At 62.8% G+C, this 14,293-nt stretch carries 15 protein-coding genes; 6 read left to right on the top strand and 9 right to left on the bottom strand.

Annotation, left to right across the window (positions count from 1 at the left end; all coding sequences use genetic code 11):
• The first annotated feature begins 128 nt into the window (after positions 1-128).
• Together HMPREF9696_RS17305 and HMPREF9696_RS17300 are read left to right on the top strand one after the other, a co-directional pair.
• Positions 129-830 (top strand): DUF1013 domain-containing protein, encoded by a 702-nt coding sequence (locus HMPREF9696_RS17305; protein WP_002714335.1) that lies wholly within the window; start codon positions 129-131, stop codon positions 828-830.
• Between the two features lie 64 nt (positions 831-894).
• Positions 895-1,134 (top strand): hypothetical protein, encoded by a 240-nt coding sequence (locus tag HMPREF9696_RS17300; protein ID WP_002714334.1) that lies wholly within the window; start codon positions 895-897, stop codon positions 1,132-1,134.
• A gap of 15 nt (positions 1,135-1,149) precedes the next feature.
• On the opposite strand, the gene HMPREF9696_RS17295 is transcribed toward HMPREF9696_RS17300, so the two are convergent.
• The 8 genes from HMPREF9696_RS17295 to HMPREF9696_RS17260 form a co-directional block, all read right to left on the bottom strand.
• The gene (locus tag HMPREF9696_RS17295; RefSeq protein WP_002714333.1) at positions 1,150-1,821 is read right to left on the bottom strand and encodes a DsbA family protein; all 672 of its coding nucleotides are present in this window, start codon (positions 1,819-1,821) and stop codon (positions 1,150-1,152) included.
• 38 nt (positions 1,822-1,859) lie between these two features.
• A complete protein-coding gene (locus tag HMPREF9696_RS17290) occupies positions 1,860-2,072 on the bottom strand; it encodes an alkylphosphonate utilization protein (protein WP_002714332.1) in 213 nt (70 codons plus the stop codon).
• Positions 2,073-2,119: 47 nt separating this feature from the next.
• On the bottom strand, positions 2,120-2,398 hold the full coding sequence (locus HMPREF9696_RS17285) for a hypothetical protein (RefSeq protein ID WP_002714331.1): 279 nt from the start codon (positions 2,396-2,398) through the stop codon (positions 2,120-2,122).
• Positions 2,399-2,586: 188 nt separating this feature from the next.
• The gene (locus tag HMPREF9696_RS17280; protein WP_002714330.1) at positions 2,587-2,793 is read right to left on the bottom strand and encodes a DUF6494 family protein; all 207 of its coding nucleotides are present in this window, start codon (positions 2,791-2,793) and stop codon (positions 2,587-2,589) included.
• 14 nt (positions 2,794-2,807) lie between these two features.
• The gene (locus HMPREF9696_RS17275) at positions 2,808-4,718 is read right to left on the bottom strand and encodes a propionyl-CoA synthetase (RefSeq protein WP_002714329.1); all 1,911 of its coding nucleotides are present in this window, start codon (positions 4,716-4,718) and stop codon (positions 2,808-2,810) included.
• A gap of 130 nt (positions 4,719-4,848) precedes the next feature.
• Positions 4,849-5,982 carry a DUF1850 domain-containing protein gene (locus HMPREF9696_RS17270; RefSeq protein ID WP_002714328.1) on the bottom strand — a complete coding sequence of 378 codons (1,134 nt, stop codon included), beginning with the start codon at positions 5,980-5,982 and terminating at the stop codon, positions 4,849-4,851.
• 20 nt (positions 5,983-6,002) lie between these two features.
• Complete coding sequence (locus HMPREF9696_RS17265) at positions 6,003-8,117, bottom strand: TRAP transporter permease (RefSeq protein ID WP_002714327.1); 2,115 nt, start codon at positions 8,115-8,117, stop codon at positions 6,003-6,005.
• A 127-nt stretch (positions 8,118-8,244) separates the two neighbouring features.
• On the bottom strand, positions 8,245-9,192 hold the full coding sequence (locus HMPREF9696_RS17260; RefSeq protein ID WP_002714326.1) for a TAXI family TRAP transporter solute-binding subunit: 948 nt from the start codon (positions 9,190-9,192) through the stop codon (positions 8,245-8,247).
• A 319-nt stretch (positions 9,193-9,511) separates the two neighbouring features.
• Here HMPREF9696_RS17260 and HMPREF9696_RS17255 point away from each other — a divergent pair, with 319 nt between their 5' ends.
• The 3 genes from HMPREF9696_RS17255 to HMPREF9696_RS17245 all read left to right on the top strand — a co-directional run bounded on the left by HMPREF9696_RS17255 (position 9,512) and on the right by HMPREF9696_RS17245 (position 12,822).
• Positions 9,512-10,531, top strand: a complete 1,020-nt coding sequence (locus HMPREF9696_RS17255; protein ID WP_002714325.1) for a Bug family tripartite tricarboxylate transporter substrate binding protein — start codon at positions 9,512-9,514, stop codon at positions 10,529-10,531.
• 71 nt (positions 10,532-10,602) lie between these two features.
• Positions 10,603-11,031, top strand: a complete 429-nt coding sequence (locus HMPREF9696_RS17250; RefSeq protein ID WP_002714324.1) for a hypothetical protein — start codon at positions 10,603-10,605, stop codon at positions 11,029-11,031.
• A gap of 93 nt (positions 11,032-11,124) precedes the next feature.
• Positions 11,125-12,822 carry an MFS transporter gene (locus tag HMPREF9696_RS17245; protein ID WP_002714323.1) on the top strand — a complete coding sequence of 566 codons (1,698 nt, stop codon included), beginning with the start codon at positions 11,125-11,127 and terminating at the stop codon, positions 12,820-12,822.
• A gap of 23 nt (positions 12,823-12,845) precedes the next feature.
• Here the strand turns inward: HMPREF9696_RS17245 and HMPREF9696_RS17240 are convergent, their stop codons facing one another.
• The gene (locus HMPREF9696_RS17240; RefSeq protein WP_009735052.1) at positions 12,846-13,079 is read right to left on the bottom strand and encodes a hypothetical protein; all 234 of its coding nucleotides are present in this window, start codon (positions 13,077-13,079) and stop codon (positions 12,846-12,848) included.
• Between the two features lie 360 nt (positions 13,080-13,439).
• Between HMPREF9696_RS17240 and HMPREF9696_RS17235 the strand changes: the two genes are divergently transcribed.
• On the top strand, positions 13,440-14,228 hold the full coding sequence (locus HMPREF9696_RS17235) for a thioesterase family protein (RefSeq protein ID WP_002714321.1): 789 nt from the start codon (positions 13,440-13,442) through the stop codon (positions 14,226-14,228).
• Positions 14,229-14,293 lie beyond the last annotated feature (65 nt).

Here is a 14,293-nt window from a genome sequence, read left to right as displayed (position 1 = left end):
AGGGCGATCCAAACCATTGCACGGCCCGCCCTCCGCGGACTATATAGGGACGAATTCCCGTCATCACCGATGACCAGACGGCTTTACCCCTCAAAAAATTGGCGGGCGAAGCGCAAAGGAGATTTGCCATGAGCAATGCACCGCTGATGCCGAAGGCGACGGCCGTTTGGCTGGTCGATAATACCGCCCTGACCTTCGATCAGGTGGCCGAATTCACCAAGATGCACCCGCTCGAAATCCGCGCGATTGCCGACGGCGACGCCGCGCAGGGCATCAAGGGCATGGACCCCATCTCCACCGGCCAGTTGACCCGCGAGGAAATCGAAAAGGGCGAAGCCGATCCGGACTATCGCCTCAAACTCGGCGAATCCAAGGTGATCCTGCCGGAAGCGAAGAAGAAAAAGGGCCCGCGCTACACCCCGGTTTCGCGCCGCCACGAGCGCCCGAGCGCGATCCTGTGGCTGGTCCGCAACCATCCCGAGTTGAAGGACAGCCAGATCATGCGTCTGGTCGGCACCACCAAGACCACTATCGCCAGCGTCCGCGAGCGCACCCACTGGAACGCCGCCGGCCTGACCCCGATGGACCCGGTCACCCTCGGCCTCTGCTCCCAGATCGAGCTTGATTTTGAGGTGCAGCGCGCGGCCAAGGAAAAGCCGGCAGCCCAGCAGTATGGCGGCGCCACCCTGCTCCCGGCCTCGGAAACCACCCGCAAGGAGGAGGAGCACGAGCGCTCGCCGGCCTCCGACAAGCAGCGCGACGATCTCGAGGTGGACGCGGTGTTCGCCAAGCTCAAGACCATCGGCGGCAAGAAGGCCGAGGACGAATAACCATTTTGGAGGATGCGCCGGACGGCGCGTAGCCTGATCCACAGATCAATGGTAAAGGGGTGTGATGCGCCATCGCTTCACGCCCCTTTTTCTTGCCCTTCTGGCCGCAGCGACCCTGAGCGGAGCGCCTGCGCACGCCGACAAAATCGTCGATCCCAAAACCGTCGCGCCCGAGTTCCGCGAGGCCGCCGAAAAGCGCCACGCCGAACAGATGAAGCTGATCGAATGCAACAATGCCGCGAAGGTCGCGAAAGTCCCGCGGCGCGACCTGGCGCAATACGTTGCCCAGTGTTTTGACAAGTAGACGGCTTGAGCCGGTCTACTTCCCCTTTGCGCCGCCCTGCTTCGCCGCCTTCCGCGCATCGGCGATGGCGAGCTTGAACTGCTCCGCCGTCAGGCCGCCGGGAATGCGGAACGTCCCGACAATGAAGACAGGCGTGCCGCGAAAGCCGAACGCTTGCGCCTGCTCGCTGTTACGCTTGAGCAGCGCGTCGATCTTCGCCTTGTTCGCCGCGAGGTCCGCCTTGGCTTTGGTCACATCGACGCCGGCCTGCGCCAGCGTCTCGTCGATCACAGCTTCGGTGAGGCGGCCGACCTTGACGATCAGCGCGCGGTGCGCGGCCTCATACTTGTTCTGATACTTCGTGGCCAGCACAAGCCGGGCCGCATAGCCCGACGGATCACCGAGGATCGGCCAGTCCTTCAGCACCAGCCGCACATTGCCGTCGTCCTTCAGCACCTGATCCAGCACCGGCGAGATTTTCTTGCAGTAGGGGCACTGGTAATCGAAGAACTCGACAATGGTGATGTCGCCCTTGGGATTGCCGAGCGCGGGAATCTCCGGATCGCGCAGCACCGCATCCTTGCTCAGGATGTCCGGGGCCGTGCTTTGCCCCTGTGCCGGCGCGGTCTGCGCGGAGTCGAGCACCGGCGCCATCGTCGCAAGGACCATGACCACGAGACCGATGGTGTACCGTGCAGCAAGTTTCATGGGATCATCAGCCTTCAAATCTGCGAGCGTAAAGACCGCTACGCCTTCTTGAGAAATTCCGTGCGCAGAACGAGGCCCTTGATCTTGTCGGTGCGGCCTTCGATCTCGTCCTCATTGCCGGTGAGACGGATGTTCTTCACCACGGTGCCGCGCTTCAGTCCGCTGGACGAACCCTTGACCTTCAGGTCCTTGATGACGACGACGGTGTCGCCGTCCTTCAGTTCGTTGCCGTTGCTGTCCCTGACCGCCATCGCATATCCATCACAGAACACGGCATCCGCGCCGCATTCCGATAGCCTTAGCGCGGATTGTTGAGCATGTCTTCCGCCAGATTGCGGTGAGAGCGCTCGATCCGCGAGTTGCTGCCCGCCGCCCGGCTGCTCTGGACGTCGCGATCCTTGCGGCAGGCCACATAGGCGGACGATCCCGGCTCGCCTCCGTTGGCGCGGCAATAGGCGTCGTCGTCCACGGTGGCCTGCGGCGAGGTGTTGCGCTCGAATTGCGCGCAGGCCGACAGCAACAGCGCGGCAACGGCGAAAGCAAGCAGGCTGGAAAATTTTGCAGTTGATGCGTTCATCTGATGTCCTTTGGAGCCGCAGCACAGCGGGCCTTTCAGGTTTTGTCATGGCCAGGCACAGCCGTTCGAGGAACGGCGTCGCTTCCGCTTGCCTATGTCCGGCCATCCCGATGGGGCTGGCACCGTACTCAACCAATCGGGATCACCGGGTCAAGCCCGGTGATGACGACCGTGGCTGGGTCTTGAGCCTATCCAAGCTCGATTTCGCCATCGACCGTGAAAGATAGCGCAACTCCGTCGATGGTGAGCACCATTTTGGCGGGCAGCTTTTCGCCACCTTTCAGCTTGCCGGAAGCGACCGCATCACGCACCGCCTTTTCGATCTGGCGCTGCGAGGTCACGCCGACCTGCTTGAGAAACTTGCGCACGCTGGTGTTGAAGACGTCCTCGTTCATTGTCGTCTCCTCTGTCAGGCCCGGCCGCTGAGGGCCGCCTTGATTTCCTCCAGCACCATCGGGTCCTCGATGGTCGCGGGCATGGTCCATGGCTCGCCGTCGGCGATCTTCTTGATGGTCCCGCGCAGGATCTTGCCGGAGCGCGTCTTCGGCAGCCGCGCCACGGTGATCGCGAGCTTGAACGCGGCCACGGGTCCGATCTTCTCGCGCACCAGCGCGACGATTTCCTTTTCGATCTCCGCCACAGGCCGGGTCACACCGGCCTTCAGCACCAGGAAGCCGCACGGCACCTCGCCCTTCACCGCGTCCTTGATGCCGAGCACCGCGCATTCGGCGACATCCGGATGCGAGGCCAGCACCTCCTCCATGCCGCCGGTGGAGAGACGATGGCCCGCGACATTGATGATGTCATCGGTGCGGCCCATCACGAAGACATAGCCGTCCTCATCCTTGTAGCCGGCGTCGGAGGTCTTGTAGTAGCCGGGGAATTCCGTGAAGTACGCTTCCTTGCAGCGCTCGTCCTGCTGCCAAAGCGTCGGCAGGTTGGCGGGCGGCAGCGGCAGCTTGATGACGATGGAGCCCATGGTGTTCGGCGGCAGCGGCTTGGCTGCTTCATCGACCACGTCCACCTGATAGCCCGGCATCGGCACTGTCGGCGAGCCATGCTTGACCGGCAATGTCCCAAGCCCCACCGGATTGCCGGCGATGCACCAGCCGGTTTCCGTCTGCCACCAGTGATCGATCACCGGCACCTTCAACTGCTGCTCGGCCCACTCCACCGTTGGCGGATCGGCCCGTTCGCCGGCGAGAAACAGCGTGCGGAATTTCGTCAGGTCATACTTGCGAATGAACTCGCCGTTCGGATCATCCTTCTTGATGGCGCGGAATGCAGTGGGCGCTGTGAAAAATGCCACCGCGCCATGCTGCGAGATCACGCGCCAGAACGCGCCGGCGTCGGGCGTGCCGACCGGCTTGCCCTCGTACATGATCGAGGTCGCGCCATGAAAAAGCGGTCCGTAAATGATGTAGCTGTGACCGACCACCCAGCCGATATCGGAGCCGCACCACCATACCTCGCCCGGCTTCACACCATAGAGATTGAACATGGACCATTTCAGCGCGACGAGGTGCCCGCCATTGTCGCGCACCACGCCCTTCGGCTTTCCGGTCGTGCCTGATGTGTAAAGAATGTACAGCGGATCGGTCGCCAGCACCGGCACGCAGGCAGCAAGCTTCTTCGCCTTGATCGCCGCCTCGCGCAGCTCGCCCCAGTCGTGATCGCGGCCCTTGATCAGATCGCAGGCCTGCTGCGGACGCTGCAGGATGATGCAGGCCTGCGGCTTCACGCTGGAGAGATTAATCGCCTCGTCCAGCAGCGGCTTGTATTGAACGATGCGGCCCGGCTCCAAGCCGCAGCTTGCGGAGAGAATGAGTTTCGGCTCGGCATCCTCGATGCGGGTGGCCAGTTCCTTCGCTGCAAAGCCGCCGAACACCACGGAGTGAATGGCGCCGATGCGGGCGCAGGCCAGCATCGCCACCATCGCCTGCGGCACCATGGGCATATAAAGAATGACGCGGTCGCCCTTCACCACGCCGAAATCCTGCATCACGGCGGCCAGTGTCTGCACCTCGTGCAGCAATTCCGCATAAGTGAACTTCGTAACGGTGTTGGTCAGCGGCGAGTCATGAATCAGCGCAAGCTGGCTGGCGCGGCCGCCCGCGACATGACGATCCAGCGCGTTGTAGCAGGTGTTTACCACACCCCCCGCGAACCAGCGGCCATAAAGGCCCATGGACGGATCGAAGACTTTCTTCGCCGGTTCGATCCAGTCGATCTCGCGCGCGGCCTCGGCCCAGAATCCCTCCGGATCGCGCAATGAGCGCGCATGGATTTCGGCGTAGCGGCTGTTGGAAATGGCGGTCATGGGTCTGCTTTGAACTCCGTCATCATGGCCGCGTTGATCCCGGCCATCCACGTCTTGCGTTGGAGCCTAGAAGACGTGGATGCCCGGAACAAGTCCGGTCAGAATGAACAAAAAATTCCCGTTGTTGCGCCTATCGGCCGGTGTCTTTGCCCTTCAGCGGCATCCGCGCGCCGAGGCGCTCGATCTCCCGGGCCAGATCCTTGCGATGCGCAACTGCAACGTCGAGGGTCGGATCGAGCCTGATCGCCGTTGTGAAGTCGGCCAGCGCGCGCGGGCGGTGCCCCTGCGCACGCAGCGCCATGCCGCGGTTGTTGTAGGCCAGCGCCAGCTTGCCATCGAGTTCGATCGCCTTGTTGTAATCCGCAATCGCCGGGTCGAGTTCGTCCTTAAGCTGCCGGGCGATGCCGCGATTGAGATAAAACGCGGCGGCGGGCCGCAACCGGATGGCTTCGTTGTAGTCCGCGATGGCGCGGTCATACGCATTGTTGTGCGCATAGACCTGGCCACGGCTGTCATAGAGATCGGCGGAAGCAGGATCGCGACGAAGGGCTTCGGTGAGATCGTCGATCGCAAGATCGAAGCGCCGGATTCGTCTGAAGACCGCGGCGCGGTCGGTATAGGTCTTCATCACGCCGGGATCAAGACGGACGGATTCGGTGTAATCGCGGATCGCAAGACGCGGCTCGTGCATGGAGGCGAAGGCCGCAGCGCGCAGCGCGAACAGGCGTGCGCTGTTCGGATCGAGCCTGATCGCCTCGTCGTAGCTGTCGATGGCCTTGTCGAACTGCTTTGCCTCGACAAGCGCTCCCGCACGCGCGATCAGAACCGCAACATGCTCCGCGGCTATCGCGCTGTTGGTCATCGGCGCGGCGTCGCCGATCTTCACATTCGCCGGCATGTCGCAGGCCCGCATCGTGGTCACGGGACCGGCAGGCATTCCGAGAATGCCGGACAGCGTCTGGCAGACGCCGCCGCTGCAGAGCCGCCACTCTCCCGCCATTCCGGAATTTCCGAGCGCGACCTCGGGAAGGACCGGCAGTTTCGGCGTCCAGTGAAACCAGCCATTGGCCAGCCGCGCCTCCGGCGGCGGCTCCATCCCCGCGCCCGAACCCTTGACCCGCGCTTCCACGATTTCGAGACCCTGCGGCGTGACGCGCCAGTCTTCCTGCCACTCGATCTTCTCCACCGAATGGGTCCATGACAGCATGAACGACGCCACCGCAAGCGACTTGACGACGCCTGCGCTGGCGAGACAGAGACCCACGGTTACCTCACGCGATCAGGTCATGCGCTGGCAGCGACCTGCGCCGGCTTTTTGCGCCACTGCCAGATCACAGCGGCAATCGCGAGCGCAAAGCCGAGTTCGTCGCTGTAGGTGAATTCGCCGAGCAGCAACAGCGCGGCGATAAAGCACGCAATCCGCTCGGCAACACTCATGCGCGTAAACAGGTAGCCGATGGCAACCATGCCGAACAGGCCGATGGCGACCAGCGCCTTGACAAAGGCGTAAGCCACCGCGCCATAGAAGCCGAGCGAGGCCTGCATCGGGTCGCCAGGCTGCAGCATCAGCGCCGGCGAATAAACCGCGATGAACGGGATGACGTACCCGGCCAATGCGATCCGCATCGCCTCCCAGCCGATCTTGTCCGGATTTTCCTTGGCGATGGGCGCCGCGGCCAGTGCGGCCAGCGCCACCGGCGGCGATAGATCGGCCATGATGCCGTAGTAGAACGCGAACATATGGCTGATGATCAGCGGCACACCCAGCTTGGCGAGTGCCGGCGCGGCCAATGCGGCGACGATGATATAGGTCGGAATGGTGGGGATGCCGGTGCCGAGCACGATCGACAGCAGCATGGTCATGATCAGCGCAAGGAACAGGCTCTTTTCGCCAAGCCCGATCACCCAGCTTCCGAAAATGGTGCCGACACCGGTCTGCGTCATCATGCCGATGATGGTGCCGACGATGGCGCAGGCCATGCCGACGGTGAGCGCGGACTTGGCGCTGTCCGCCAGCGAGTCGCGGCAGGCCGTCAGTGTCGCGCGGCCGCCGCGGGTCAGCGCAGCGATCAGCACCAGCGCGCCGACAATGGCCGCGACATAGCGGATATCCACCGAGGTGCCGTTGCGGAACAACGATCCGGCGATCAGCGCGAGGCCGATCCAGAACACGTAACGCAGCGCCACGCTCGAAAAGCCGAGCACGATGCTCGCGCCGAGAATCAGCGCGACCGTCAGCGCAAGGCCCATCGAACCGGCGTAAAGCGGGGTGAAGCCCTCGAACAGCATGAACACCAGCGCAGCCAGCGGCAGCACGAGATACCAGCCCTTGGTCAGCGCCTTCAGCGCACTCGGAATCTCGTCCTTCTTCATGCCGGTGAGGCCGTACTTGCCGGCTTCCAGATGCACCATCCAGAATGCGGACGCGAAGTAGAGGACCGCCGGAATGACAGCGGCTTTGACGATCACCGAGTAATCGACGCCGAGAGTCTCGGCCATGATGAAGGCGACCGCGCCCATCACAGGCGGCATGATCTGCCCGCCCATCGAGGCAGTGGCCTCGACACCGGCCGCGAAGGCGCGGCGATAGCCGAACTTGATCATTAGCGGAATCGTGAACTGGCCGACGGTGACGACGTTGGCGACACCCGAACCGGAAATCGTGCCCATCATGCCCGATGCGACCACGGCCACCTTCGCCGGACCGCCGCGCGTGCCGCCGAACAGGCCGAGCGAGACGTCAGTGAACAGCTTGATCATGCCCGCGCGTTCGAGGAACGAGCCGAACAGGATGAACAGGAAGATATAGGTCGCCGAAACATAGATCGGCACGCCATAAAAACCTTCGGTGCCGTAGGACAGATGCGTCACGATCTGATCGAAATCGTAGCCACGATGGTTCAGCGGCGACGGCAGATACTGGCCGAAGAACCAGTACAGCAGACACGCGCCGCACATCAGCGGCAGCGCCAGGCCCATCATCCGGCGCACGCCCTCGAAGATCAGGATGCCGAGCACCGTGCCGACCACGAGATCGAGCCGGGTCGGATCGCCGTCGCGCTGAATCAGTTCCGCATAGAAAATGTACTGATAGAGACCGCAGAAAAATCCAACTCCGCCGATGATCCAGCCGATCGCGCGCTGGAAATTCGTCTTCGCGGTGAAATTGGCGATCAGACCGAAGGTCAGCAGCAGCAGGAAGCCGACATGGATGCCGCGCACCGCCTGGCTGGGGAGAAAATTCCACGCCGCGATGATCAACTGGAACACCGCAAAACAGATGCCGATCAGATAGGCGAGATGGCCCCACCAGCCGGGGCCGAAGCCCTCCGGAAAGCCGTGCTCGAAATTATCGAGTTCGACTTTGACCTTTTCCTCGGTGCCGTGCTCGTAGATCATGTCCCAGTCCCCGCGCGCCTTGCAGCGCTTAAAGCCCCAACGCCTAGTCCGTCATAGCCGGCAAAGACGTGGATGCCCGGGACAAGCCCGGGCATCATGTCTTCTTTATCCGGCAAGTCTTCCGGCCTTACTTGATCAGGCCCTTTTCCTTGTAATAGCGGATCGCGCCCGGATGCAGCGGCGCCGGACTGCCGGTGGCCGCGGTTTCCAGCTTGATGTCCTTGCCGGCGACATGGGCATTCGCAAGTTCCGGCAGCGACTCGAAGATCAGCTTGGTCATTTGATATGCGAGGTCGTCGGAGACCGCCGAACTGGTGACGAGATAGTTCACCACGGCGGCGGTCGGAACGTCGGCCTTCTGACCGGTATAGGTGTTGGCCGGGATGGTGACCGACACGAACGGAGGTCCGATCTTGTCAACGACAGCCTTCGGCACCGAGACCACGTTGATTTCGGTTGAGCTGGACAGATCCTTCAGCGACGCGACGCCAAGGCCCGCCGACTGCAGCGTGGCGTTGAGCTGACGGTTCTTCATCAGGTCGACCGACTCGGCGAACGGCAGGTATTCGACCTTGCCGAGATCCTTGTAGCTCAGACCCGCCGCTTTCAGGATCGCGCGCGCGTTGAGTTCGGTGCCCGACTTCGGCGCGCCGACCGACAGCGTCTTGCCCTTGAGATCGGCGAGCGTCTTGATGCCGCTGTCGGCGGTCGCGACGATCTGGATGTAGTTCGGATAGATCGCGCCGATGGTGCGCAGCTTATCCAGCTTCTTCTTGAAGCCCGCTTCCTCATCGCCGTCGACTGCGGCCTTCAGCGAGTCACCGAGGGTGAAGGCGAGTTCACCGCGGCCCTGCTCGATCAGATTGAGATTCTCGACCGAGGCCTTGGTGGCCTGCACCTGGGTTTTAACGCCGGAAATCTTTTCGCCGTAGATTTTTCCGATCGCCACACCGAGCGGATAATAGACGCCCGACGTTCCGCCGGTGAGAATGTTGATGAACTGCTGGGCATGAGCGGCTGGCGCGGCCAGCGCAGTGGCGGACAGGACGGCGGCGGCAAACAGGGTCTTCTTCATTCGCTGATCCTTTTTAAAATTTCGCGCGAAATTGGACGGATGAGCGCACGCGGTCAACCCGTGACATGGGCAAGAACGCAATAAGACCGGCATGACCGGCCCTAGACATTGGTCTAGGACGCGCGATCCGCTTTTGCTGCGCTGCGAGAAGGAACCGTCGTGCGCGGGTAATAACGCCGCTGCAGGCTCCTCGCCTCACGCCTGCAGGCACGGCTCACATGGCCAAGCCCTGATGGATGCTTTAGAACGCTGACAGCACCGGCCAATCCGGTGACAACAACAAGGCCCGCACAGCGGGCGGGATGGAGACTGCAAAAATATGACCAAGCGACCGACTTCCGTACAGCCTGTTTCAGGATCGCATATCACTCGCCGCCGCATTCTGGCGGGCGGCGCCGCGCTGGCGGCCACACCGTTCCTGAGCCAGACCTCCAAAGCCTCCGCATGGCCGGATCGTCCCGTTAAATTCGTCGTGCCTTTCGCAGCCGGCGGCACCACCGACATTCTCGGCCGCCTGGTGGCGCAGAAGCTCTCGGAAGAGTACGGCCAGCAGTTCATCGTCGAAAACAAGCCCGGCGCGGGCGGCAATATCGCCGCCGATTTCGTCGCGAAGTCCGATCCGGACGGATATACGTTCATTGTCGGCACGCCCGGTACCCATGCGATCAACAAGTATGTTCAGAAGAACATGCCCTACGATCCGATCAAGGACATCCAGCCGGTCACCATTATCGCGCGGGTGCCGAACCTTATGTCGGTCACCCCGTCGGTGGAGGCGAAGTCGGTCGCCGAATTCATCGCGCTGGCGAAGTCGAAGCCGGGACAATTGTTCTACGGCACGCCCGGCCTTGGCAGCACGGCGCACCTGTCCACCGAACTGTTCAAGTCGATGACCGGCATCGACATCGTGCATGTGCCTTACAAGGGCAGCGCACCGGCCCTGACCGACCTCGTGGCCGGCCGCGTCCATGTCATGATCGACAATCTTCCGGCGGTGCTGCCGTTCGCTGAAGCCGGCAACGTGCGTCCGCTGGCAGTGAGCACCGCGGAGAAATGGCCGCTGCTGCCGAACATTCCGCCGATCGCTGACACCGTGAAGGGGTACGACGCCGCGTCGTGGTTCACTGTCGCCGCCCCGGCCAAGGTGTCGAAGGATATCGTGATGAAGCTCAATGCCAGCATCATCAAGTATATCAAGTCTCCGGAGGGCATCGAGCGCATCCGCAAGCTGGGCGGCGAGCCGATTGGCAACACGCCTGAAGAGATGCAGGCCTTTGTCATCGCCGAGACCGAAAAGTGGGGCAAGGTCGCCCAATTCGCCAAGATCCAGCCTCAGTAACCGCCACGCCCGGGTGCAGCGTCCCCGCTGCATCCGGGACCATTCCGTCCGGCCATGCTAGCATCGAGTCCATGGCGCAACCGATTCCCGCGAGCGATGTCAGGTCCAGGCTCTGGCCGATTTTGACCAGCGCCATCCTCGCCGTCCTGATCGCGGCCGCCGCGATCCTTTTCTCCTACAAGGTAGAGCCGCCGCCGGACAACGCGCGGGTTGTCGTCGACGAGCAACGGCTAACCTATGCCAGCACGCCCTGCGTCGTGTTCAACAAGCTGGACCGCGAACTGATCGCCAACCGTTCGGAAGTCAACGATCCCGCCAAGCCGCTTCAGCTCTTTTCCTATGCCAGCGAGAAAACCATCGCCGACATCAAGGCGGATGGAAAATGGTCCCGCGACGCCGCGTGCGACTACATCACCGGCTTCGACCAGATCATCACGCGCTGGATGCGCCTGACCGGATATCGCTCGCGCTGGACCGCCGACGGACAGTGGCGCTGGTAGCAAATCCCTTTTCAATGCACTCCGATTGTAACACAGTCGCGGCTGCCGTTGCGGCCGCTCCGCCCGCTTTCCGTGAATCGTCCAGAGGCCTTTGTGAGCACGACGACCGATAAATCCGCCAAAAGCTCGCTTTTCTCGGCCGACGGAATCACCGCGCCGCTGCGCCATGCCGTGTTCCGGAGAATCTGGACGGCCAGCCTGCTCACCAATCTCGGGCTGATGATCAACGGCGTCGGCGCCGCATGGGCCATGACCCAGATGACCTCCTCGGCCGGCATGGTGGCGCTGGTGCAGACCGCACTGATGATGCCGATCATGCTCCTCTCGCTGGCCGCCGGCGCCATCGCCGACATGTACGACCGCCGCATCGTCGGCCTGATTGCGCTGTCGCTCGGGCTCATCGGCGGGGTCACGCTGGCGACTCTCGCCTACGTCAATGCCATCACGCCTAACAGCCTGCTGCTGTTCTGCTTCATGATCGGCAGCGGCATGGCACTGTTCGGCCCGTCATGGCAGGCCTCGGTCAGCGAACAGGTTCCGCCCGAGACGCTGCCCTCGGCGGTGGCGCTGAACGGCATCAGCTACAATATCGCGCGCAGCTTTGGCCCGGCGCTGGGCGGCATCATCGTGGCCGCTGCGGGCGCGGTGGCCGCGTTCGTGTCCAACGTGCTGCTCTATATTCCGCTGATTATCGTGCTTTATCTCTGGCAGCGCACGCTGGAGCCGTCGCGGCTGCCGCCGGAGCGGCTGCGCCGCGCCGTGGTCTCCGGCGTGCGTTACATCATCCATTCGCCCTCGATCCGGATTGTGCTGTATCGCACGCTGGTGACCGGCATCGCGGGCGGCTCGGTGCTCGCGCTGCTGCCGCTGGTATCGCGCGACACCCTTCACGGCAGCGCGCAAACCTACGGCATCATGCTCGGCTGTTTCGGCATCGGCGGCGTGCTCGGCGCGCTCAACATTTCCAGCGTCCGCGCCCGCCTGAGCAGCGAAGCCGCCGTCCGGCTTTGCGCGCTGACCATGGGGCTGGCGATCTGTATCCTCGCCCTGAGCCGCTGGCCGGTGCTCACCGGGGCCGGACTGGTGGTGGCCGGCTCATCCTGGATGATCGCGGTGACGCTGTTCAATATCGGCGTGCAACTCTCGACGCCGCGCTGGGTCGCGGGGCGTGCGCTGGCAGCCTATCAGGCCGCAATCGCCGGCGGCGTCGCAATCGGGAGTTGGCTGTGGGGCTATGTCGCCAACATCGTCGGGCTCAACAACGCCTTGCTCATCGCGGGCGCAGCGATGTTTGTATCGCCGGTCCTTGCGATCTGGTTCCGCATGCCGTCCACGGAAGGGACGAATAACGACGCGGTCGATGCGCTGGAAGAGCCGGAAGTCAACCTCGCCATCACGCCGCGTAGCGGACCCATCGTGGTCGAGATCGAATATCGCGTGAACCAGCAGCAGGCACGCGCCTTCTACACCACGATGCTGCAGCTTCAGGCGATCCGTCAGCGCAACGGTGCCTATGACTGGTCGATCGCCCGCGACATCACCGATCCGGAACTGTGGATCGAGCGTTATCACTGCCCGACCTGGCTCGATTATCTGCGCCAGCGCAATCGCTCGACCCAGTCGGAGCGGGAAATCCAGCTCAAGGCGATCGAATTCCACCTTGGGCCGGAGCCGATCAAGATTCACCGCATGCTGGAGCGGCCGCTGGGATCGGTGCGCTGGAAGGATGAAACGCCGGATCGCGCCAAGGGCGGAAATGTGGAAATCGAACCATCAGCCAGCAGCGTGTGATCGCACGCCGCACTCGTTCGGATTCAGGAGGCTGCGGGATCGTCCGACGACAACGAAAAATTTTCGTGCCAGCGATTTGCGCGCTCGAACATGCGCCAGTGAATGGCCTCGGTCTCCGCGAACTTTTCGGGGCTCAACCACGGCTTCAGCGCCTTGAGTGTCTTTTCCCATTCGGCGCGATCCGGCTTCGGAACATCGCCAAACAGCTTCGACGACTCACGCGACACAATGCCTTTCGGCGAAACAAGTTTGTTCATGATCGTCGCCCCGCACGCGAACGCCACAGTCACCCAAGCGTCACATTTGAGACGATCTCGTAACGTGAAGCGAGAATGATTCGAAAGAGCAGCCGAAACGCCTGTTGATAACTCGATTCGGTCAGTCCTACTGACAGATTGAGTCCGCGATGAGTCAAAGCGGACTTGCAAGCGGTGCGGACATGTTTTTCAACGCCCGTTCCAGGGGTGGAATTCGCCCGGGACGGCGCAAGAACTTCCAATGGCCAGCATGCCACGTATGATTCCGCCAGTTGAGTCGCACCGCATGGGCGGCATGACGACTTAAACATCAAAAGCCGCGATACAATTGCGGACAATTTCTGGAACAGGCGCAAGACGATGATTGATTTCACCGCACTGATGGCAAGCATGACCGCGGAGGCCGACACCAGTTCCGTCACCGCGACGGAAGACTGGCTGCAAGGGCGAACCATCTATGGCGGCCTGACCGCAGCCTTCTGTCTGGAAAGCGTGGCGCAGCATTTCTCCGACCTGCCGCCGTTACGCTCCGCGCAGTTCAGCTTTGTCGGTCCGGCCGCCGGCACCGTGATGATCCGCCCGACGCTGCTGCGGAAAGGCAAGTCCACCGTGTTCGTCGGCGTCGAACTGTTCGGCGAAGGCGGCCTCGCGACACGCGCGACGCTCTGCTACGGCACGGCGCGCACCTCCGCTGTTGCCTATGGTAGTCTCGCGGCGCCCAGCGTGCCGGAACCCGAAGCTTGCCCACCGTTCTTCCGCAAGATTCCGGGACTGAACTTCATCCAGCACTTTGAAGGCCGTTTCGCCGGCGGGCATCCGCCGTTCAGCCAAAGCCAGAATCCGAACTTCTCGATCTGGCTGCGTCATCAGGACCCGGCGAAGCCGGCGACAATGTCGGCGCTGGTCGCGCTCACCGACGCGCCGCCGCCCGCAGCGCTGGTGCTGTTTGAACGGCCGGGACCGATCAGCACCATGACGTGGGCCGTCGATCTGCTCACCGACATGCCGGAGACCCAGGACGGCTGGTGGCTGCTGCAAACCAAGGCGGAGAATGTCGTCGGCGGCTATTCCAGCCAGGCGACCACGCTGTGGAATTCCGCCCGCCAGCCCATTCTGGTCAGCCGGCAGAACGTCGCGGTGTTCATGTGAGGCCCCGTTCACGCGCGGTCACAGGCCTTGCGGCTGCGGCATGTGCCGCAGCGTGGTTTTCTGCC

This window comes from Afipia clevelandensis ATCC 49720, from assembly GCF_000336555.1.
GTDB classification, from domain to species: domain Bacteria; phylum Pseudomonadota; class Alphaproteobacteria; order Rhizobiales; family Xanthobacteraceae; genus Afipia; species Afipia clevelandensis.
The sequence above is the reverse complement of the archived record's forward strand: the minus strand, read 5'-3'. Positions and strand labels throughout refer to the sequence as shown.

Bases quoted from the DNA above. Each gene is read 5' to 3' on its own strand.
- HMPREF9696_RS17275 (WP_002714329.1), bottom strand. From the start codon at position 4,718: ATGACCGCCATTTCCAACAGCCGCTACGCCGAAATCCATGCGCGCTCA.
- HMPREF9696_RS17255 (WP_002714325.1), top strand. From the start codon at position 9,512: ATGACCAAGCGACCGACTTCCGTACAGCCTGTTTCAGGATCGCATATC.
- HMPREF9696_RS17250 (WP_002714324.1), top strand. From the start codon at position 10,603: ATGGCGCAACCGATTCCCGCGAGCGATGTCAGGTCCAGGCTCTGGCCG.
- HMPREF9696_RS17265 (WP_002714327.1), bottom strand. From the start codon at position 8,117: ATGATCTACGAGCACGGCACCGAGGAAAAGGTCAAAGTCGAACTCGAT.
- HMPREF9696_RS17300 (WP_002714334.1), top strand. From the start codon at position 895: ATGCGCCATCGCTTCACGCCCCTTTTTCTTGCCCTTCTGGCCGCAGCG.
- HMPREF9696_RS17295 (WP_002714333.1), bottom strand. From the start codon at position 1,821: ATGAAACTTGCTGCACGGTACACCATCGGTCTCGTGGTCATGGTCCTT.
- HMPREF9696_RS17285 (WP_002714331.1), bottom strand. From the start codon at position 2,398: ATGAACGCATCAACTGCAAAATTTTCCAGCCTGCTTGCTTTCGCCGTT.
- HMPREF9696_RS17290 (WP_002714332.1), bottom strand. From the start codon at position 2,072: ATGGCGGTCAGGGACAGCAACGGCAACGAACTGAAGGACGGCGACACC.
- HMPREF9696_RS17240 (WP_009735052.1), bottom strand. From the start codon at position 13,079: ATGAACAAACTTGTTTCGCCGAAAGGCATTGTGTCGCGTGAGTCGTCG.
- HMPREF9696_RS17280 (WP_002714330.1), bottom strand. From the start codon at position 2,793: ATGAACGAGGACGTCTTCAACACCAGCGTGCGCAAGTTTCTCAAGCAG.
- HMPREF9696_RS17235 (WP_002714321.1), top strand. From the start codon at position 13,440: ATGATTGATTTCACCGCACTGATGGCAAGCATGACCGCGGAGGCCGAC.
- HMPREF9696_RS17305 (WP_002714335.1), top strand. From the start codon at position 129: ATGAGCAATGCACCGCTGATGCCGAAGGCGACGGCCGTTTGGCTGGTC.
- HMPREF9696_RS17260 (WP_002714326.1), bottom strand. From the start codon at position 9,192: ATGAAGAAGACCCTGTTTGCCGCCGCCGTCCTGTCCGCCACTGCGCTG.